This is a genomic window from Porphyromonas bobii (genome assembly GCF_943169685.1).
Lineage (GTDB): Bacteria > Bacteroidota > Bacteroidia > Bacteroidales > Porphyromonadaceae > Porphyromonas > Porphyromonas pasteri.
In genome coordinates this window covers 44131-63600 of sequence record NZ_CALPBU010000009.1, presented here as the reverse complement: position 1 = coordinate 63600, position 19470 = coordinate 44131, and the positions used below count along the sequence as shown (strand labels likewise).

Here is a 19470-nt window from a genome sequence, read left to right as displayed (position 1 = left end):
TATATATATAGCATCAATAGCTCCATTTACCAATAAGATAACACGGCTAAGCAATTTCACTACCTTTGCCCTTAAATAATCTCTAATCACTCATTACATTTAATTCATTACCAAGAATAATGAAGAAGTTCATCCTCGCTGCAGCGTGTATCTTCGCGCTCGGCACCAGCCTCTCCGCCCAAAGCCCCGCCAAGACGGATTCAGTAAAGAAGGAAGCTACAGCCAAATGCTGCTCAGGCAAGAGCAAGCAGTGTGACTGCAAAGCAGGTGCAGCCTGCTCGACACCCGAAGGTGCCAAGGTATGCGAAGCACACCACGCTGCAGTGCAAGACTCGACAAAGTCCTGCTGCAAGACTGATGGCAAGCAAGCTAAGAGCAGCAAGAAGACTTGCTCTAAGTGCCACGATAAGACGGCACAAGACTCCACGAAGTCAACTTGCAAGAGTCAAGGCAACCACGCTAACTGCACCGATAAGGCTTGCCCTGTATGCCACCCTAAGACTCAAGACACCACAAAGTCCTGCTGTAAGAAGAAGTAAATCACTTCCACAGACCTATATCTTCTAAGAAGAGGACGGCGCCCTGCCCGCACAGATGTGCGAGCAGGGCGTTTCCTTTGTAGCCGAGCAAGAGCTTGGTATCAGCCCTCTCCTATAGGCTTTTCTTAAGCACATCCCTGAAGGGGGCGTATCAATCTATATGGTCTCAATTGTTTAATCTTAAAGCCGAGAAAGGTACACTCTGTCTCCTCCTACCGAATTAGTCCACGCCCACAACGAGCGAAGAGCGTCTGCTGTGTTAGCAAGTATGAAGGTGCGGAGTCTGAAAGCTTGTCATAATAGAGGCTTATTTACTGCTGCACATTTGATGGTTATATAGAGTAGGTTGTTGCTCCGCGTAGGGATAAAAGTTGTGGACGAGTGGCAAATAAGTTTGGGCTACGTACGTGGCTCTAATATCTACGTACGTGGACATTTGGATTTACGTACCTAGTCTTTAAGACTACGTGCATAGATGCTGAAAAACCACTACGTGAAGGCGCTTTTCCCTTCACGAGAAGGACACTTTTCCCTTCGCAGGATAAGAGGAATATATGTGATAAGGCGTAGGGCTTGCTCGGTCACTTCGGAGAGGTGTAGCGGGGAGCTGGGCGCACGATGCCTTAGCACTCTAAATAGGAAACAGGACTCTGTGCAACAATCTCCTTAGGGGGCTATCTCACCGAAGGATCTACCTTTTCGTGGTAGAAACGGGCACGATACTCCCCTCTCATTTTGATACGGAGCCGCTACACTCTTTTTATACTGCGTAGGTGAAATAACAAGAAAAAGGTTAACTTTGCAGCCGAAAATGGTGCCCCATCGGTGGGACGTGGATAGATTTGAGATGCTTGCAACCACGAGAAAAAATGCTAAACCCGTCGTCCAGATAGAGCCAATACCTTAGCTCCCATCCCTTACGACAGACTTAGCGCTTCGACCTTGGTTGCCACCTCAACGCAGCTGAGGTCTTTTCGCATCCACCCAAGGGCACGGGACATATTTAACCAACCCATTCAATCAATATAAGATGAGTTATCTCTTCACCTCTGAGTCCGTCTCAGAAGGACATCCCGACAAAGTAGCCGACCAGATCTCGGACGCCATCCTCGACCACTTCATGGCGCTTGACCCGCACTCCAAGGTAGCGTGCGAGACGCTCGTCACGACGGGACAGGTCGTGCTGGCAGGCGAAGTCAAGAGCGACGCCTATGTAGAGCTGCAGGACATCGCACGTGACGTCATCCGTGAGATCGGCTACAACAAGAGCGCTTACTGCTTCGACGCCGATAGCTGCGGCGTACTCTCAGCCATCCATGGTCAGAGTGCCGACATCAACCGCGGGGTCGAGCGCACCGCTCCCGAGGAGCAGGGTGCAGGGGATCAGGGTATCATGTTCGGCTATGCTTGCCGTGAGACCCCCTCTCTGATGCCTCTTACCCTCGACCTCTCCCATGCCCTCCTGGAGGAGCTCGCTCGCATTCGCAAGGAAGAGCTTCACCTCATGCCCTACCTTCGCCCCGACGCTAAGAGCCAGGTGACGGTAGAGTACTCCGACGAAGGTAAGCCCCTGCGTATCGACACGATCGTCATCAGCACCCAGCACGACGACTTCATCCAGCCTGCTGATGCGACTGCCGAAGCACAGGCCATCGCTGATGCTGAGATGCAGGCACGCATCACGGAGGATATCCGTCGCGTACTCCTACCCCGTGTCTTAGCGCGCTACCCTGAGGATGTACAGCGTGCCTTCGACAGCGAGACGAAGCTCTTAGTCAACCCCACGGGTAAGTTCGTCATCGGTGGTCCCCACGGAGATACTGGTCTCACGGGGCGTAAGATCATCGTCGACACCTACGGTGGTAAGGCTGCCCATGGTGGTGGTGCCTTCTCGGGTAAGGATCCCTCTAAGGTAGACCGCTCTGCAGCCTATGCTGCTCGCCACATCGCGAAGAACCTCGTCGCTGCTGGCGTCGCTGACGAAGTCCTCGTACAGCTCGCTTACGCTATCGGGGTTGCAGAGCCTATCAGCATCTTCGTCAACACGAATGGGACGAGCCACGTCTCCCTCAGCGATGCAGAGATCGCCAAGCTTGTAGACGAGGTCTTCGATCTCCGCCCCTATGCTATCGAGCAGCGTCTCAAGCTCCGTGCTCCTATCTATCGTGAGACAGCCAGCTACGGGCACTTCGGCCGCGAGCCTCGCAAGGTCACGAAGTACTTCTCGACGAATAGCCGTGGCAATGTCGCCCACGAAGTCGAGCTCTTCACCTGGGAGAAGCTGGACTACGTAGACACGCTCCGCCAGCGCTTCGGTCTCTAATCCCCCTACCGGCACCGCCTCGCCCCTCTCGCTACCACTTCGATCGTGGAGCAAGGGGCGAGGCGGTTCCGCTTTTTTAGCTATCTTTGCGTGCAAAGCAGAGCTAAAGAGGCCCTGCGTAGCATCACTAATCACGTCAATGATACTGAGGTCTTCGCTCCCCACGAGCGACACAAGATATAAGAAAGCCGGATGTCAAGCTCTGCTTGGTAGACGGCTTTTCTCTTTATAAAAGCCTCGAGCAATCCCTTCTACACTCCATTCTCACAAAGTATCCATCCTATGCAAGACTACAAGAGAGCTACCCTAATCCTCGATGACGGCAGTCGCTTCGAGGGGTATTCCTTCGGCTACGAAGCCCCCGTAGCAGGCGAGGTCGTCTTCAACACCGCCATGACGGGCTACACCGAGAGCTTTACGGACCCCAGCTACCGAGGCCAGATCCTCGTGATGACCTACCCTCTGGTAGGTAACTACGGCGTCCCCTCTCCCAAGCACGATGAAAACGGTATAGCCTTCTTCCGCGAGAGTGATGAGATACATCCCTTAGGGATCATCGTCTCCGACTACTCCGAGGAGTACAGCCACTGGAACTCTGAGGGCTCACTCGGTGACTGGCTCCGTCGTGAGAAGGTCTTCGGCCTCACGGGCATTGATACGCGTGAGCTCGCTAAGACCCTTCGCGAAAAGGGCTCGATGAAGGGGAAGATTCTCCTCGAGGGCTGCGAAGATATCCCGTTTGATGACCCCAACGCACGTAATCTTGTAGCTGAAGCTTCTCCCAAGGAGGTCACGATCTATGGTAATGGCCCTAAGAAGGTCGTGCTCGTAGACTGCGGTGCGAAGAACAATATTGTCCGCAACCTCATCCACCCAGAGATCACGCTCTACCGCGTACCCTGGGACTATGATTTCAATCAGATTGATTTCGACGGGCTCTTCCTCTCAAATGGCCCTGGCGACCCCAATAAGTGTAGCGTCACCGTCGAGCATATCCGCAAGGCCTTCGCTAAGGAGAAGCCTATCTGCGGGATCTGCATGGGCAATCAGCTCCTCGCCGCAGCTGCAGGAGCAAAGATCAGCAAGATGAAGTACGGACACCGTAGCCACAACCAGCCTGTACGCGAGGTAGGTACGAACCGCTGCTTCATCACCAGCCAAAATCACGGCTATGCCGTAGATGCCTCCACCCTCGGCGAGGGCTGGCGTGAGAAGTATGTCAACCTCAATGACGGCACGAACGAAGGGATCTGCCACGAGCGCCTGCCCTTCTTCTCTGCTCAGTTCCACCCCGAGGCCTGCAGTGGCCCGACCGATACGCTCTTCATCTTCGAGGAGTTCCTCAACCTGCTTTAATTACCCCTCCCAATAGCACGAGACAATGATCGACAAGAATAAGATACAGAAGGTACTGCTCCTCGGATCGGGAGCACTGAAGATCGGTGAAGCTGGCGAGTTTGACTACTCCGGCTCACAGGCACTCAAGGCCATGCGCGAAGAGGGGATACGCACCGTACTCGTCAACCCCAACATCGCCACGGTACAGACCTCCGAAGGCATTGCTGACGAGATCTACTTCCTCCCCGTCACCCCCTTCTTCATCGAGAAGGTCATCGAGAAGGAGCGTCCTCAGGGAATTCTCCTTGCCTTCGGTGGACAGACGGCTCTCAACTGCGGTGTAGCACTCCATCAGAGCGGCGTCCTCGAGAAGTATAACGTCGAGGTCCTGGGTACGCCCGTCGAGGCCATCATGAACACGGAAGACCGTGACCTCTTCGCTCGCAAGCTCGATGAGATCAGCGTCAAGACGATCCAGAGCCACGCCGTAGAGACGACCGAAGATGCACGCCGTGCAGCCCAAGAGCTGGGCTACCCCGTCATCATCCGTGCCGCCTACGCTCTCGGTGGCTTGGGTAGCGGCTTCTGCGACAACGAAGCTGAGCTTGACGAGCTATGCAGTAAGGCCTTCGCCTTCTCCCCTCAGGTCCTCGTAGAGAAGAGCCTCAAGGGCTGGAAGGAAGTCGAGTACGAAGTCGTACGTGACTGCTACGACAACTGTATCACCGTCTGTAATATGGAGAACTTCGACCCACTCGGTATCCATACCGGTGAGAGTATCGTCGTCGCTCCCTCGCAGACGCTGACGAATAACGAATACCACAAGCTCCGCGAGATCGCCATCCGTATCGTGCGCCACATCGGCATCGTCGGGGAATGTAATGTGCAGTACGCCCTCGACCCCGAGAGCGAAGACTATCGTGTCATCGAGGTCAATGCACGCCTATCGCGCTCCTCGGCCTTGGCATCTAAGGCTACGGGCTATCCGCTGGCCTTCGTCGCTGCTAAGCTTGGCTTAGGCTACGGACTCTTTGAGCTGAAGAACTCCGTGACGCGCACGACCCCCGCCTTCTTCGAGCCCGCACTGGACTATGTCGTGTGCAAGATCCCTCGCTGGGACTTAGGGAAGTTCCACGGCGTATCTCGTGAGCTCGGCAGTAGCATGAAGTCCGTCGGGGAAGTCATGGCTATCGGCCGCACCTTCGAGGAAGCGATGCAGAAGGGCCTGCGTATGATCGGCCAAGGCATGCACGGCTTCGTAGGCAACAACACGAAGGAGATCCCCGCTGACGAGCTGGATAAGGCACTCAAGGCACCCACCGACACGCGTGTCTTCGCCATCAGCCAGGCACTGCACGCAGGATATACCATTGAGCAAATCCATGCGCTGACGAAGATCGACTGCTGGTTCCTCGACAAGCTCCAGAGTATCGTCCGCACCTCCCAGCGCCTCGGTGAAGTCGCTGCTATCGATAAGCTCCCTTACGAACTCCTGCTTCGTGCCAAGCGTCAGGGCTTCTCAGACTTCCAGATCGCACGCTTCGTCCTCGCAGATAAGGGCGTGAAGGCTGGGGACAAGGAAGCCCTTGCCGTGCGCTCCCAGCGCAAGCAGCTGGGCATCGTCCCCGTCGTCAAGCAGATCGATACGCTTGCAGCCGAATATCCCGCAGAGACGAACTACCTCTACCTCACTTATAGCGGCACGCACAGCGACATCAACTATGAGGGAGACGGACGCTCCGTCGTCGTCCTCGGCTCGGGTGCTTACCGCATCGGGAGCTCGGTAGAATTCGACTGGTGTGGTGTCAACGCCCTGCAGACGATCCGCGAGCAAGGCTACCGCTCGGTGATGATCAACTACAACCCCGAGACTGTCAGCACGGACTACGATATCACCGACCGTCTGTACTTCGATGAGCTAACCTTCGAGCGCGTACTTGACATCCTTGATCTGGAGACACCACGCGGTGTCATCCTCTCTACGGGTGGACAGATCCCCAACAACCTCGCTCTCAAGCTCCACTCACAGCGCATCCCCATCCTCGGGACGCAGGCTGAGGACATCGATAATGCAGAGGACCGTCACAAGTTCTCCGCCATGCTCGACGAGCTCGGCATCGACCAGCCCCGCTGGCAGGAGCTGACGAGCCTCTCGGATATCGACCAGTTCATCGCCGAGGTTGGCTTCCCCGTCTTAGTGCGTCCCAGCTACGTCCTCTCGGGAGCAGCGATGAATGTCTGCTCCAACCAAGAAGAGCTCTACCGCTTCCTCGAGCTGGCTGCCGATGTATCCAAGGAGCACCCCGTCGTGGTGAGCCAGTTCATCGAGCACGCTAAGGAAGTCGAGATCGACGCCGTAGCCCAGCGCGGTGAGATCGTCGCCTACGCCATCAGCGAGCATATCGAGTTCGCAGGAGTGCACTCGGGTGACGCTACGATTCAGTTCCCAGGTCAGAAGCTCTACGTCGAGACGGTACGCCGCATCAAGCGCATCAGCCGCCAGATCGCCGAAGCGCTGCACATCTCGGGGCCGTTCAATATCCAGTTCCTCGCCAAGGGCAACGAGATCAAGGTCATCGAATGTAACCTCCGCGCCTCACGCAGCTTCCCCTTCGTGAGCAAGGTGCTGAAGATTAACTTCATCGAGCTCGCCACGCGCATCATGCTCGGGCAACGAGTTGAGAAGCCCAATAAGAGCGCCTTCGACCTCGACTATGTAGGGATCAAGGCATCGCAGTTCTCCTTCGCTCGCCTGCAGAAGGCCGACCCTGTGCTCGGCGTCGACATGATGAGTACGGGTGAAGTCGGTTGCCTCGGTGACGATACGAACGAAGCGGTACTGAAGTCAATGCTCTCCGTCGGCTACCGCATCCCCCAGCGCTCCGTCCTCCTCTCCACGGGTGGCTACAAGCAGAAGGTCGACATGCTCGATGCAGCCCAGCTCCTGCACAACAAGGGCTATGCGCTCTACGCTACGCAGGGTACGCACGACATGCTGGCTGAGAACGGCATCCCCTCTACGCTGGTCTTCTGGCCTACCGACGAAGGGAAGCAGCCCCAAGCCCTCGACCTCCTGCATGAGCGCAAGATCGACATGGTGGTGAACATCAATAAGAACCTCACCGCTGGCGAGCTCACCAACGGATACCGTCTGCGTCGCGCGGCCATTGACCTCAACATCCCGCTGCTGACCAACGCTCGTCTGGCTTCGGCCTTCATCACCGCCTTCTGCACGCTCCCCATCGAGGATCTGCAGATCAAGAGCTGGGCCGAGTACAAGTAAGCGCAAGGCTCTCCCTAATAGCTCATCCCCCTGGAGGCTCCTCAGAGTGCTTCAGGGGGATGGTCTTTCTGACCGGGAAGAGGAAGGCTAAAAAGCCTCGGGAATACCCACTGAGAAGGCGCTGAATATGCGGCGATAAATCTCTGTGCACACAGCGATAAATTTTCGTATATGCGAAAATTTCTTTGCGCATATACGCAGGGGTTTCCCCAAGCTATGGGCGCTCCTATTCACCTTCTCTCACGCGATAAAGCGACGGGCATCCACTCGCTTCGCACTCGCCTCGGCACGACATCAGCCCGCACTGCGAGATGCTCCACGAATGATAGTATCTTTGCACAGTGAGTCCGCAGAGGCTTCACCGACTACAAGACAATCAAGCAACTTCAAGCTATGCGCATCCTGACCATCATACCCGCCCGCTACGCCTCGACCCGATTCCCAGGCAAACCCCTCGTAGATATCGGGGGTAAGCCTATGATCATCCGTGTCGTAGAGCGCGCCCTCGCTGTGTGCCCCGATGTCGTCGTCGCCACCGACGATGAGCGGATCTTCTCCACGGTCACCGAGCGGAGCTACCGCGCCGTGATGACTTCGCCCGACCACCAGTCGGGCACCGAGCGCTGCCTCGAAGCCTACCAGCTCCTCGGAGAGCCCGCAGATGTCTTGATCAATCTACAGGGAGATGAGCCCTTCATCGCCGACGAGCAGATCCGACTCCTTATCTCGGCCTTCGACGACCCCTCGGTAGATCTGGCGACCTTAGCCCAGCCCTTCCCCTCCACGGCGACCAACGAAGAGCTGGCTAACCCGAACGCCGTCAAGCTCGTGCGTAGCACCTCCACGGGCTATGCACTCTACTTCAGTCGCTCCGTCATCCCCTATCTCCGCTCAGTCGAAGGGCCTTGGGCGAAGGAACATACCTTCCTCAAGCACATCGGGCTCTACGCCTTCCGCACCCACGTCCTCCCGAAGATACAGAGCCTCCCCGCCTCCCCACTGGAGGAGAACGAGCGTCTCGAGCAGCTCCGTTGGCTCGAGGCTGGGCTGCGCATCCGTGTTATGCTCTCTGACCAAGAGTCCATCGGCATCGATACGCCCGAAGACCTCAAGCGCCTTCCACTCTAATCCCTCCCCATAGCCTCCTCCCGACCGTGATCGATCAGCAGACCCGACAGCGCATCCTCGACTCCGCACAGATCTTCGATGTCGTCAGCGACTTCATCAGCCTACGCCGCCAAGGTGTGAGCTACGTCGGGCTGTGCCCCTTCCATAGCGATAGGAATCCCTCCTTCTACGTCAATCCTGCTAAGAATATCTGCAAGTGCTTCTCCTGTGGCGAAGGCGGTACGCCGCTGAACTTCATCATGAAGCACGAGCAGCTCTCCTATTCGGATGCGCTCAAGTACCTGGCGAAGAAGTACAATATCGAGGTCGTCGAGCGCGAGGAGAGCGAAGAGGAGAAGCAGCGCAATAGCGAGCGTGAGAGCCTCTTCATCATCAATGACTACGCAGCGAAGTACTTCCAGACGCAGCTTACCGAGACCGAGGAAGGGCGTACGGTGGGACTTGCCTATTTCCGCGAGCGTGGCATCCGCCCTGAGACCATCGAGCGCTTTGGCCTCGGCTACGCCCCCGAGTCGAAGACTGCCTTCACGGAGCAAGCCATCAAGTCGGGCTACCCGCTGAAGCGCCTCGCCGAAGTCGGACTATCCATCGAATATGAAGACCACCCCGGCAAGGCTATCGACCGCTTCCGTGGGCGCGTCATCTTCCCTGTGCGCAACCTCAGTGGGCGCTATGTAGCCTTCGGTGGGCGCGTGATGAGTAAGACGGCTAAGACCGCCAAATACGTCAACTCCCCCGAGAGCCTCATCTACTCGAAGAGCCGTGAGCTCTACGGCCTCTATTGGGCAAAGAGCGCGATCTCCAAGCTCGGCAAGTGCTACCTCGTCGAAGGCTATACCGATGTCCTATCTATGTATCAGGCGGGGATTGAGAATGTCGTCTCCTCTTCAGGTACAGCCCTCACGATCGATCAGATACGCCTTATCCGTCGCTTCACCACGACCATCACCGTGCTCTACGACGGCGATGCCGCGGGGATCAAGGCCGCCCTGCGTGGTATTGATCTCCTGCTGGAGGAAGGCTTCCGCATCAAGGTCGTGCTCCTGCCCGATGGCGAAGACCCCGACTCCTTCGCACGTAGCCACAGCAATACCGAGCTACAAGCCTATTTGGATGAGCACGAGACGGACTTCATTCACTTCAAGATCGACCTTTATCACGAGGAGATGGAGCGGGATCCCCTGCGCCGAGCTGAGCTGATATCCGACATCATGCGCAGCATCGCACTCATCCCCGACACCATCCAGCGTGCTGTGCTGATACAAAGCTCTTCGACAGCTCTGAGAATGAGCGAAGAGCTCCTGCAGTCCGAGGTCAATAAGCTCCGACGTCAAGGTGTGACCGCTCAGGGCTTCACCTCCCCGCAGCGTACAGCGCCAGTCGCTCCCCCGACTCCATCTGCACCTGTCCCTCCGCCCTTCACGGAGCCGACACCCACCGAGCCTGCTCCGTCATCCGATGAATATCTCAGCCCGCTGGTCGTCGAAGAAAGTATCAAGCCCTTCGAGCGTGAACTCATGCAGCTGCTCCTACTCTACAGCGATCGTGAGATCATCATCCCCCAGGGCTTGGGTACTCCAGAGTTCGAAGACGAGATTTATCCCGAGCAGGACTCTACTTTTATCCTCAGCTACTTCATCGAGCGCGAGCTCATCATGGTCGGCGCAGACCAAGAGTATTCCCCACTCTTTGCCCGCTTCATGGCTGAGCTTCGCAGTGAGTGTCTCGAGAAGCAGATCTCCCCTGCGACCTACTTTGCCAACCATCCCGAGGCGCCACTCCGAGAGATTACGACAGCTCTCCTTGCCGAGAGCGATCTCTTAGAATACCGCCCCGACCAAGATCTCCACATCGGTGGGGCTGGTAGCTCCTTCTCCTCCCGCATCCTCAGCGAAGAGGAAGAGCGCGAAGAAGAAGCCCGCAAAGAAGCTCGCTACTTGGGTTCACTTGCCCTACGCGCTTGCAACAGCTATAAGATGGCGCTCTTAGTGCGATTCATTGACGGGCTACATCAGGAGATCAAGCAAGCCCAGCGAGCAGGTGACAGCACAAAGATCCTTGAGTGTATGACCGAGATCACGCGCCTCAATGTCCAGAAGCGTCGCCTCTCCGACCTCCTCGGTGAACGCACAATCATTGGATAACTACCCCACATCAAAGCAACAAGGGCGAAGGCTTATGGTAAGCCTTCGCCCTTGTCGTATAGGAGCGCTTCGCGAGGAAGTTAGAGGGGATCTACATCGAAGAAGATCTGCAGACGCTTGCTCTCGGGCATGGAGAGCCGTAGCTGCTGTAGTGCTGAAGCAAAGGCTGCGCGCTCCTCTCGGTAGGACTGCTGGAAAGGACGACGTATGACGATCTGCCTCTGGTAGTAGCCTTCCAAGCGAGCTAAATCAGGAATCTGTGGATCCGTTACGCGCTCATTAGGGAGCAGTCCCTTGAGATACTGCGAGAGGACTAAGGCTGCAGAGGCCAGTAAGCGCTCATCCTTCCCTCGTAGCCAAAGGTGCGTTAGGCGAGTGAATGGTGGGAAGTTCGTTGCTTCACGCTCCGCAAGTACCTCATTGATGAAGGCATCGTAGTCACCTACTTGCAGCGCCTTGATGAAGGCTTGCTCCGTACTACTCGTTTGGATCAAGTAGCGAGGGCAGTCTTCCCGAGGAGCACGGGAGCGAAGTCTAAGCTGATGGAGCAGCTGATAGGCACGCTCCTCCGAGCGAAAGTCTGGTACACCTAAGACAGCATCAAGCTGTACAACGGCAATTAAGCCAATACCCTCCCATATCGGTTGGTTGCGTATAAGCTGGGTACCCAAGAGAATCTCAGCACTTCCCGACTCGATCTGCTCGAGTAGCTCCATACGCTTCTTCTGCGATGAAAAGGTATCGCTGTCGATACGTAGCACTTCATAGGCGGGAAGCTTCTCCTTGAGTTCCTCTTCCACACGCTCGATGCCATATCCTACTTGACGAAGCGCAGGACGAAGACCAGACTTTGTCGCGACTTCAATGGCTCCACAGCTCGGACAAGCCTCGGGTAGCGTAGCTGTGTAACCACAGTAATGGCAGAGTAGCGCTGCGCGAGTGCGGTGATAAGTAAGACTCACATCACAGTTCGGGCACAGCAGGCGGGTTTGGCAGGCATCGCACGTCACATAAGGAGCGTAGCCACGACGATTCTGTAGGAGTAGAACCTTCTTACCTCGAGCTATCGTGGAGCGAATCTCTTCAAGGAGGTAGGGCGTCAGCGTATGTCCCCACTCGACCTCACGTAGCTGCCGTAGGCGCTTAAGATCAATGAGCTCTATGGTGGGTAATACCTGCTGGGATTGCGAACTAGTCTCCGCTGGGAAAGACTCGGGACGTAGTAGCTGATACTTTCCACGCAGGGCATGGAAGAGTACTTCTGCCGAAGGTGTTAGGGAAGTAAGGAGCACTTGAGCCCCTGATTGGTGTGCTCGCCAAAGAGCAACATCGCGAGCATGATAGCGTGGAGCTACGAGCTGTTGCTTATAAAGATACTCCTGCTCCTCGTCAATGATAACCAGAGATAAGCGAGGAAGCGGCACATATATAGCCGAACGTGTCCCCACGACAAGTGCAGGGCCATCGAGCTTAGAGAGACGAAGGTACGTCTCCACTCGCACCGCCTCACCGATGAGACTATGATAGGGATAGTAATTGGCTCCTGCGATCTCGGCAAGTCGCTGCATAAAGCCAGCTGCCGAAGGGACCGAATGCACCGAAGACGTTAGATAGAGCACCTGGCCACCACGAGCCAGAGTCGCAGCGATCTGCCCCAAGATATAGCGCTCTTTATCCTCTGCCGTATGCCCATAATAGAGTGTCACGGGATGGGTCAATGGCTCTATATCAGCAATAGAGGATTCTCTGCTTGAAGGCTCCACTGCTCGCAGTCGACTTACAGGCTCTAAGACCTGCTCCAAGATACCTTTCTCAATGAGAGCACGTAGTTGTGCTTCGCTCTTTGGCACGGCTTCGAGCAAGACGGAGCGGTGTAAGGCGCCTGAATGATCTTGTCCCGTCTCTCGAAGCGCCTCAAGGAAGGCCATCAATAGCTCAGCTTGCCGTGGCGCACGAGAGAGTCCATCGAAGAGAGTTGATAGAGCTCCCTCATCTTCTTGATATTCGGGGGCAAGACGAAGATAGCGGGCGAGCTTCGGACGATAGCGTGGCTGGAGCGCTTCCTCAGTATGTACCGCTCCCAACTCTATGAGATGGAGGAGCGGGCGAGTAAGTCTTCGCTCGACAAGTCGCTCCAGTTGCTCCGTCGTCATCGCCCCCTTCTCGGCAAGTGTATCTAAGATGAGTAGCTCCGCATGAGGAAGTGCGTCTTCTGCCTCAAAGCCTTCCACAAGCGAAAGCATCGTCTTGCTCTCGGGAAGTAGTCCTGAGGGAAGCGCATCTCGAAGGATGGAGCCCAGCGGACAGGCATAATAGTATGCCATCCATTCCCATTGCTTCAGAGTAGCTTCGGGGATGATCGGAGCAGAATCGAGGATTTGCTCGACCTCCTTATATGCCGATATCTCCGCCTCCTTATCCATAGAGAAGACCACCCCCGTATAGTATCGCTTGCCACCAAAGGGCACAACGACTCGACAACCCACGCTGAATCCAGGCGCTTCACTAATAAGCGCCTCGGGAACAGCGTAGCTAAAGAGCCCATCTAAGGCTAAGGGGATGATGACCTCTACTCGGATCATAAAGTAAGCTTAAGTGAAGAGGAGAGCTCGGTAAGTGCAGCGATGAGCAGATCATTCTCCTCGGGGCGCTGCGCTGCAATACGTATCGTGGGGGAAGAGTAGCCAAAGTTCGTCGCATCACGAACCAAAAGCCCGTAGCGCTGCGCTAAGATCTCTTTCAGCTCGGCTCCACTTCCTATCGCTGGATGAGTACAACGCACAAGGAAGAAGTGCGTATCCGTCGGCTGAGGATCGAAGTATGGGAGCGACTTGATGGCATTCCATAGACGCTCACTCTCTACAAAGAGCTGACGTCGGTCCAGTAGGTGCGGGAAGTCATTACGGACGATCCATTCTCCTGCTGAGATGGCGAGCGATCCAACTGACCACGGCGCAGCGTATTCGCTTAGTCGGTCGATGACCTCACTGTGTGCCATCACGTATCCCAAGCGCAATCCCGGCATAGCATAGCGCTTCGTGAGCGAAGCGACAAAGATCACGTTGGGGAAGCGCCGTATGGTTTCTTGGGGATCAGGAAGAGCAGCCTCCGTGAAGTAGCTGTAGGAGCTATCGATGACGAAGTAGATCTGCGGGTAGCGACTCCAAAGTGACTCTAAGAAGTCCTGCGAATAGACCTGCCCCGTAGGGTTATTCGGCGAGCAAAGCCAATAGACTCCCGCAGGAGCATCTTGACCGGGCTCGAAAGTCTCCAGCTCACGCTGCTCACGTGCAAAGAGTCTTCCCGCATCTCTATATTCACTGAAGGTCGGATCAGGGCTATAATAATGTACAAGCTCTCGATAAGCCTGTGCGATGAGGTAGATCCCTTCGGTCGCACCACTTGTCACGAGCACCTCGCCATCAGCTAATCCGTGATGCTTCGCAAGCGATTTCCCAAGTAAAGCTGCCGTAGGCTCAGGGTACGAACCAATACGATCGATCTCTCCTCTGAGGTATTCCCGCAGCGAAGTCGGGTCCGTGAGGCTCGTTACATTTGAGCTGAAGTTCGCACGTATCCGCTCATAGCGGTGGAGGTCATCGCCGTGTCCGTCTCTCATCGCTCAAGTAGCTGATAGATTCGCTCCAGATCGACGTGCTGGCGGAGGTGTTCGGCGAGCTTGTCGTACTGAGTTTCCTTGAAGGTGGCATAGTCTTGCCCCGCAGCTTGCTCATGAAGGCGCTCAGCGAAGGGCTGAAGCAGTCGCTCGATAAAGATCTCATTGTCAAGAATGCCATGCAGGTAGGTGCCCATACAATGATCTCCGACGCAGTAGCCCTCAAGACGGCCATCAGACATCTTGACTAAGGGCGAGGCATCGAAGCCATCTACGACACGGCTTCTCCCCATATGGATCTCATAGCCACTGCAGGGGACGTCGCTACCGATGAGAGTGAAGGTCGCTTGTGTAGTTACCTTCTCGGCAGCCATCTCCGTTGCGATCGGGAGCAAGCCTAAGCCTGGCAGACGAGTTAAGTCACCCTCTACCCCATCTGGGTCGTAAACCTCTTGGCCTAAGATCTGATACCCGCCACAAATACCGAGGATCGTCTTCCCTGCACGGTGAGCGCGGATGATAGCTTGAGCTACTCCGTTGCGGCGCAGCTCATACAGGTCCGAGAGGGTGCTCTTGCTCCCAGGCACAATGATGATATCTGCCTGCTGCAGCTCCTCTACATTGTTCGTATAGAAGAGATGAACGCGCTCATCTTGCTCGAGGCGCGCGAAGTCGGTGTAATTGGATATGTAGCGAAGCAATACGACTGCCACATTGACCTTCCCCTGCTGAGCGGAGAAAGCTCGCTTGGAGAGGGCGACGGAATCCTCTTCTTCGATGTGCACGTCATTCATGTACGGTACGACTCCAAGTACAGGCACGCCGCAAAGTGACTCCAGAAGCTGGCGCCCTTCGTCGAAAAGACGCAGGTCACCGCGGAACTTATTGATGATGACTCCTACGATCAGCTCCCGCCACTCAGGCTTCTGCAGCATGATCGAGCCATAGACTGAGGCGAAGACTCCTCCACGATCGATGTCGGCGACAAGGATTACCCGAGCGCCAGCATACGCAGCCATCGGCATATTCACAATGTCCGAGTCCTGGAGGTTCAGCTCGGAGATACTCCCTGCACCTTCGAGTACGATGGGGTTGTAGCGAGAAGCCAAGCGATCAAAGGCAGCATGCACTTCGCCACGAAGCTCACCTCGCCCCACGGTACGGAAGTATTGGTACGCATCTTTATTGCCGATGGGGCGCCCATGCAGGATGACCTGGGACGTCTTATCTGAGCTGGGCTTGAGAAGCACAGGATTCATATCCGTATGACAAGGGATACCTGCGGCCTCAGCTTGCACAGCTTGCGCACGGCCCAACTCTAATCCCTCGGGTGTAACGAAGGAGTTTAGAGCCATATTCTGCGCTTTAAACGGTGCAGGTCTGTAGCCATCTTGCTTGAAGATGCGACAAAATCCGGCCGTGAGAATACTCTTCCCCACGTCACTTCCTGTACCGACGAGCATCAGCGGTGCCAGTCGTTTGCTCTCGATCTTATCCATTATTCAGCGGGGGTTGGCTGCTTTTTCTTGCGCTTGTAGCTGAAGGCCTGCCAGCGATCTTCTGGCCAGCCCTGCTGATGCATCTCCCATTTGGCCGAGACGAAGAGCCAGTCGCTCATTCGATTGACCCAAGGGATCAGCCCCTCGGGAAGTGGATCCAGTCGCTCCAAGGTCCATAAGCGGCGCTCGGCACGTCGTGCGACGGTGCGTGCCAGCTGCATTTCGGCCGAGAGGATCGTGCCGCCCGGGAGGATGAAGAAGCCATTCTCTGGGATCTCAGCCATCAGACGCGCCGTCTCAGCTTCCAACTCCTCGACCCACTGCAGGTCGAAGTGGTTGGGATTCTCTTCGCGGCGCTCGCTACGTGTAGCGATAAGGCTCATGGCTTGCATGATGCGCATCTGCACTTCGCCGAAGAAGCGGTGACGGGGATCTTCCGTAGGGATGTGGGCTCTTATCAATCCAAGGTGGGCATTGAGTTCGTCCATCGCACCGTTAGCTTCGATACGTGGATCATCTTTGGGGACTCGCTCGCCACCGAATATTCCGGTGGTTCCCTTGTCTCCGGTTTTGGTCATTATTCTTGCCATTACTTGTCGTGTAAGCTTGAGGTTGGGCGGATATCGCCCCGACAAAAATAGCGCAATTCCACCGTATAGCACGTGTGCAAAGGCATTCACCAAGCAAGTGAATGAAGCACTACTCACGCCCACCCCTCGAAGCACCTTCGGAGCGAAGCAAAAGCTGTTCATTCGCCCTTCCATTGCCCCGTCTCTATCCTCTTCAATGACTCGCTGAAAAAAACACCTCTACTTTCCCTCAGAAATACCTCTACTTTTCAATGAAAATACCTCTACTTTTCGGGAGAAATACCTCTACTTTCTGGAAGAAGTAGAGTAACATTCGGAGAGAAGTAATATAACTTCCGTCAGAAAGTAATATAACATTCGACCGAAAGTAATATAACATTCAGTGAGAAGTAATATAACATTTGACTGAAAGTAATATAACATTCAGTGAGAAGTAATATGACATTTGGAAGGAGGGTATATACCCTTGGGAAGCATACACCTTATTGCGCTCGGGGAAGTAGCTTGGAGAGGCTTTGCTTTCCCCTACTCTTCTTCCCCCTTTCTCCTCCCTCCAAAAAGAATCCGCCCCTCGAAGGACGGACCTTCGAGGGGCGGATCATGAGGGAAGTATTACCGAAGAGGCTTACTCCATAACAGGGAAGCGGAAGGGCTTACCTGCATTGTCGACGAAGGTAGCACCCTGGAGGCTGGGGAAGTGGTGTGCACCAGCAGACCAGTCCCAGATCTGAGTCTCATCCTCCGTGACCTTACCTGTAGCAGGATCATACTTCTTACCATTCATAGGATAGTATGCTACGAGGTTCGTATCCTTAGGATCAACCGTCTTCCAGACGTTTGCTGCGATCTGAGCTGGGGTACGTGCGACCTTGTAGAATCGCAGTTCGCGCATCAGACCACGCGTGGTGCTGAGCCAGAAGCCACCAAGTTTGTAGTCTCCATCGCGTACAGGCTGCGAAAGCACCTGACGGCCGTTGCAGTAGACTGAGACGTTCGCCCCGTCATAGACGAAGGAGAACATGTACCACTTGTTGTCTTCGAGAGGCATGATATCCTTCGAGAGCGAGAGGTCAGTACCACCCGTGCGGAAGAACGAACCATCCTTGCCGACGACAGGGTAGATTTCGCTCTTGTCATCCGAAGCACCGACGAACTTCGTACCAGCAAGTGCACCATTGATATTGCTGCGCTTGACCATGACTTCCATCGTCCACTGGGGAACAAGGATATCTTCTGCGAAGTAAGCAGCGATCTCATTGCCCGTATTGATGCTGAGAGCCTTCGTCTCGGTAGCTTGGTCGACGACGATGATCGCTTCACTTTGACCGCCGATAGCGTGAGGATTGCTCCCCTGCAGCTGGATGGGCAGAGCGAAGACTTCACCACTTGAGAAGGTAACTGCCTTCAGCTTGACGGGGATCGAAGCCGAGGTCTGACCTGCGGGAATAGTCACCGAAGCAGGAAGCTCATACATCGTCGAAGGAAGAAGCTTGTAGCTCGTCCCGTTCTTAGCGTTATAAGCGTCGAGCTGTGCCTGTGAGCCGACGGAGAAGTTCACCGTGACGGTAGACGTAGCAGGCTTGACAAGGCTTACACGAGGGCCATTTGCATCCTGCGATGCACCACTAAGGAGGAAGATCTGCGTCTGCTCCTGACCGTGGATATAGATCCCCTGCTCGCTCTGATGATCCTTTGCGGGATCGTTGTAAAGCTCATTCTGACAGCTACCAAGAAGGCTTGCTGCGAGGAGCGCATATACTATTCTTTTCATCAAACTCTTGTTTTCTCTATTAGCCATTATTGGAAGTCTGCCTTCTGGGTGTCGCTGACGCGATTACCGGCATTGAGAGCCTGGCGAAGGAAGCGATAACTGCCACCCTCCGTATCAAGCTCCATGTGATAAGTACCGATACCAGCGATACGCTTGCCATTAGGCATGAGCATCGTAGCATAGTCCATGATCTGACGACCGGCATCCAGCTTCTGAATCTCAGGGTTAGAGCTCGTATAACGAGGGAAACCACCCGTCTTAGAGTACTTCTGGAACTCCAGCGTGAGGAAGGTCTTACCCTCCCAGTTGTCGAGCTTCGAGCCCTGACGAACCTTATTCAGAGCTGCATAAGTCGTAGACTCATCATAAGCCTGATAGACATAGAAGTCAATCATCTTAGAGGCTTCGGTGGAGAGCTTATAAGGCTCACCGTCGAAGAGGATGATTCGGCCCTTGGGGTGAAGACGATCATAGAGCGTCTTGACGAAGGTGTACATACCGATATTGCGCTCCGAAGAGGCATCAATGATATCTGCCTCTGCACCTACATAGTCAGCAGCGGGATACTTCTTCCAGTCATAGTGATAGGTCTCACCACCATCTTCATAAGACTGAAGAGCAGTAGCCAGATTACCAGAACCACCATAATAGGGTTCGTAGTCGATATCGAAGCCGTCGAGGTTGTACTTCTCGATGGTATCACAGATAGCATTAGCATAAGCCTTGACACCTTCGAGGAAGTCACCACCACCCTTCTCCGTGATCCAATAGTCCGTAGCGGTCTTACCCTTAGGAGTAAGCTGGTCACCGACATTAGAAACAATCCAGCAAAGGAGGACCTTACCACCCTTGACGTCTTGGAAGAGCTTGAGGTCAGTCTTCTGATCCTCGGTCAGCTCGCCATGCGTACCCCAGAGAGATACGATATCGACGCTATCGGGAAGCATACGGAGGTACTTCTGTGGATCCGTACCCTTAGCCGTCCAGCCACCGAACCAGCCGAAGCCACGTACGTGAGGCGTCTGCTTCCATGCACGGAGCTCGCTGTAATACTTCTGTTGCTCTGCGGTGAGCTGATCGGCACTCGTCAACTCAATGAAGGGAATGGCTCGCTTGAGGTCCTTCTGATTGTCGAAGGTCAAGCGCTCATCATCAGTCCACTTGCTACAAGCGACAGAGGCGAGGGCCATAGCTGCGACAAGCGCATATTTAAGCATCTTCATAGATGATTCGTTTTAG

General features: G+C 55.0%; 12 protein-coding genes. 6 read left to right on the top strand and 6 right to left on the bottom strand.

What is annotated here, in order from left to right:
- Positions 1–119 precede the first annotated feature (119 nt).
- From KO088_RS08460 to dnaG, 6 genes are all read left to right on the top strand, one after another.
- On the top strand, positions 120–539 hold the full coding sequence (locus KO088_RS08460) for a hypothetical protein (RefSeq protein ID WP_215494371.1): 420 nt from the start codon (positions 120–122) through the stop codon (positions 537–539).
- Between the two features lie 1030 nt (positions 540–1569).
- Entirely contained in the window at positions 1570–2862 is a 1293-nt protein-coding gene (gene metK / locus KO088_RS08455) for a methionine adenosyltransferase (protein WP_215494370.1), read from the top strand.
- Between the two features lie 282 nt (positions 2863–3144).
- Positions 3145–4218: a glutamine-hydrolyzing carbamoyl-phosphate synthase small subunit gene (carA, locus tag KO088_RS08450; RefSeq protein ID WP_215494369.1), complete on the top strand. Its 1074-nt coding sequence runs from the start codon at positions 3145–3147 to the stop codon at positions 4216–4218.
- 25 nt (positions 4219–4243) lie between these two features.
- Positions 4244–7483: a carbamoyl-phosphate synthase (glutamine-hydrolyzing) large subunit gene (gene carB, locus KO088_RS08445; RefSeq protein ID WP_215494368.1), complete on the top strand. Its 3240-nt coding sequence runs from the start codon at positions 4244–4246 to the stop codon at positions 7481–7483.
- A gap of 393 nt (positions 7484–7876) precedes the next feature.
- The gene (gene kdsB / locus KO088_RS08440) at positions 7877–8611 is read left to right on the top strand and encodes a 3-deoxy-manno-octulosonate cytidylyltransferase (RefSeq protein WP_215494367.1); all 735 of its coding nucleotides are present in this window, start codon (positions 7877–7879) and stop codon (positions 8609–8611) included.
- 26 nt (positions 8612–8637) lie between these two features.
- On the top strand, positions 8638–10755 hold the full coding sequence (gene dnaG, locus KO088_RS08435; RefSeq protein WP_215494366.1) for a DNA primase: 2118 nt from the start codon (positions 8638–8640) through the stop codon (positions 10753–10755).
- Positions 10756–10835: 80 nt separating this feature from the next.
- On the opposite strand, the gene priA is transcribed toward dnaG, so the two are convergent.
- The 6 genes from priA to KO088_RS08405 all read right to left on the bottom strand — a co-directional run bounded on the left by priA (position 10836) and on the right by KO088_RS08405 (position 19454).
- Entirely contained in the window at positions 10836–13337 is a 2502-nt protein-coding gene (gene priA / locus KO088_RS08430) for a replication restart helicase PriA (protein ID WP_215494365.1), read from the bottom strand.
- Entirely contained in the window at positions 13334–14374 is a 1041-nt protein-coding gene (locus tag KO088_RS08425; RefSeq protein ID WP_215494364.1) for an aminotransferase class I/II-fold pyridoxal phosphate-dependent enzyme, read from the bottom strand. Before KO088_RS08425 ends, priA begins: the two co-directional genes overlap by 4 nt.
- A complete protein-coding gene (locus KO088_RS08420; RefSeq protein WP_215494363.1) occupies positions 14371–15870 on the bottom strand; it encodes a cobyric acid synthase in 1500 nt (499 codons plus the stop codon). The genes KO088_RS08425 and KO088_RS08420 overlap by 4 nt, the downstream gene beginning before the upstream one ends.
- Entirely contained in the window at positions 15870–16460 is a 591-nt protein-coding gene (locus KO088_RS08415) for a cob(I)yrinic acid a,c-diamide adenosyltransferase (protein ID WP_215494362.1), read from the bottom strand. Before KO088_RS08415 ends, KO088_RS08420 begins: the two co-directional genes overlap by 1 nt.
- Positions 16461–17085: 625 nt before the next feature.
- Positions 17086–18231 (bottom strand): BT_3987 domain-containing protein, encoded by a 1146-nt coding sequence (locus KO088_RS08410; RefSeq protein ID WP_215494361.1) that lies wholly within the window; start codon positions 18229–18231, stop codon positions 17086–17088.
- 26 nt (positions 18232–18257) lie between these two features.
- Positions 18258–19454, bottom strand: a complete 1197-nt coding sequence (locus KO088_RS08405; protein ID WP_215494360.1) for a glycoside hydrolase family 18 — start codon at positions 19452–19454, stop codon at positions 18258–18260.
- Between the last annotated feature and the right edge of the window lie 16 nt (positions 19455–19470).

Bases quoted from the DNA above. Each gene is read 5' to 3' on its own strand.
- KO088_RS08460 (WP_215494371.1), top strand. From the start codon at position 120: ATGAAGAAGTTCATCCTCGCTGCAGCGTGTATCTTCGCGCTCGGCACC.
- metK (WP_215494370.1), top strand. From the start codon at position 1,570: ATGAGTTATCTCTTCACCTCTGAGTCCGTCTCAGAAGGACATCCCGAC.
- carA (WP_215494369.1), top strand. From the start codon at position 3,145: ATGCAAGACTACAAGAGAGCTACCCTAATCCTCGATGACGGCAGTCGC.
- carB (WP_215494368.1), top strand. From the start codon at position 4,244: ATGATCGACAAGAATAAGATACAGAAGGTACTGCTCCTCGGATCGGGA.
- kdsB (WP_215494367.1), top strand. From the start codon at position 7,877: ATGCGCATCCTGACCATCATACCCGCCCGCTACGCCTCGACCCGATTC.
- priA (WP_215494365.1), bottom strand. From the start codon at position 13,337: ATGATCCGAGTAGAGGTCATCATCCCCTTAGCCTTAGATGGGCTCTTT.
- KO088_RS08425 (WP_215494364.1), bottom strand. From the start codon at position 14,374: ATGAGAGACGGACACGGCGATGACCTCCACCGCTATGAGCGGATACGT.
- KO088_RS08420 (WP_215494363.1), bottom strand. From the start codon at position 15,870: ATGGATAAGATCGAGAGCAAACGACTGGCACCGCTGATGCTCGTCGGT.
- KO088_RS08415 (WP_215494362.1), bottom strand. From the start codon at position 16,460: ATGGCAAGAATAATGACCAAAACCGGAGACAAGGGAACCACCGGAATA.
- KO088_RS08410 (WP_215494361.1), bottom strand. From the start codon at position 18,231: ATGAAAAGAATAGTATATGCGCTCCTCGCAGCAAGCCTTCTTGGTAGC.
- KO088_RS08405 (WP_215494360.1), bottom strand. From the start codon at position 19,454: ATGAAGATGCTTAAATATGCGCTTGTCGCAGCTATGGCCCTCGCCTCT.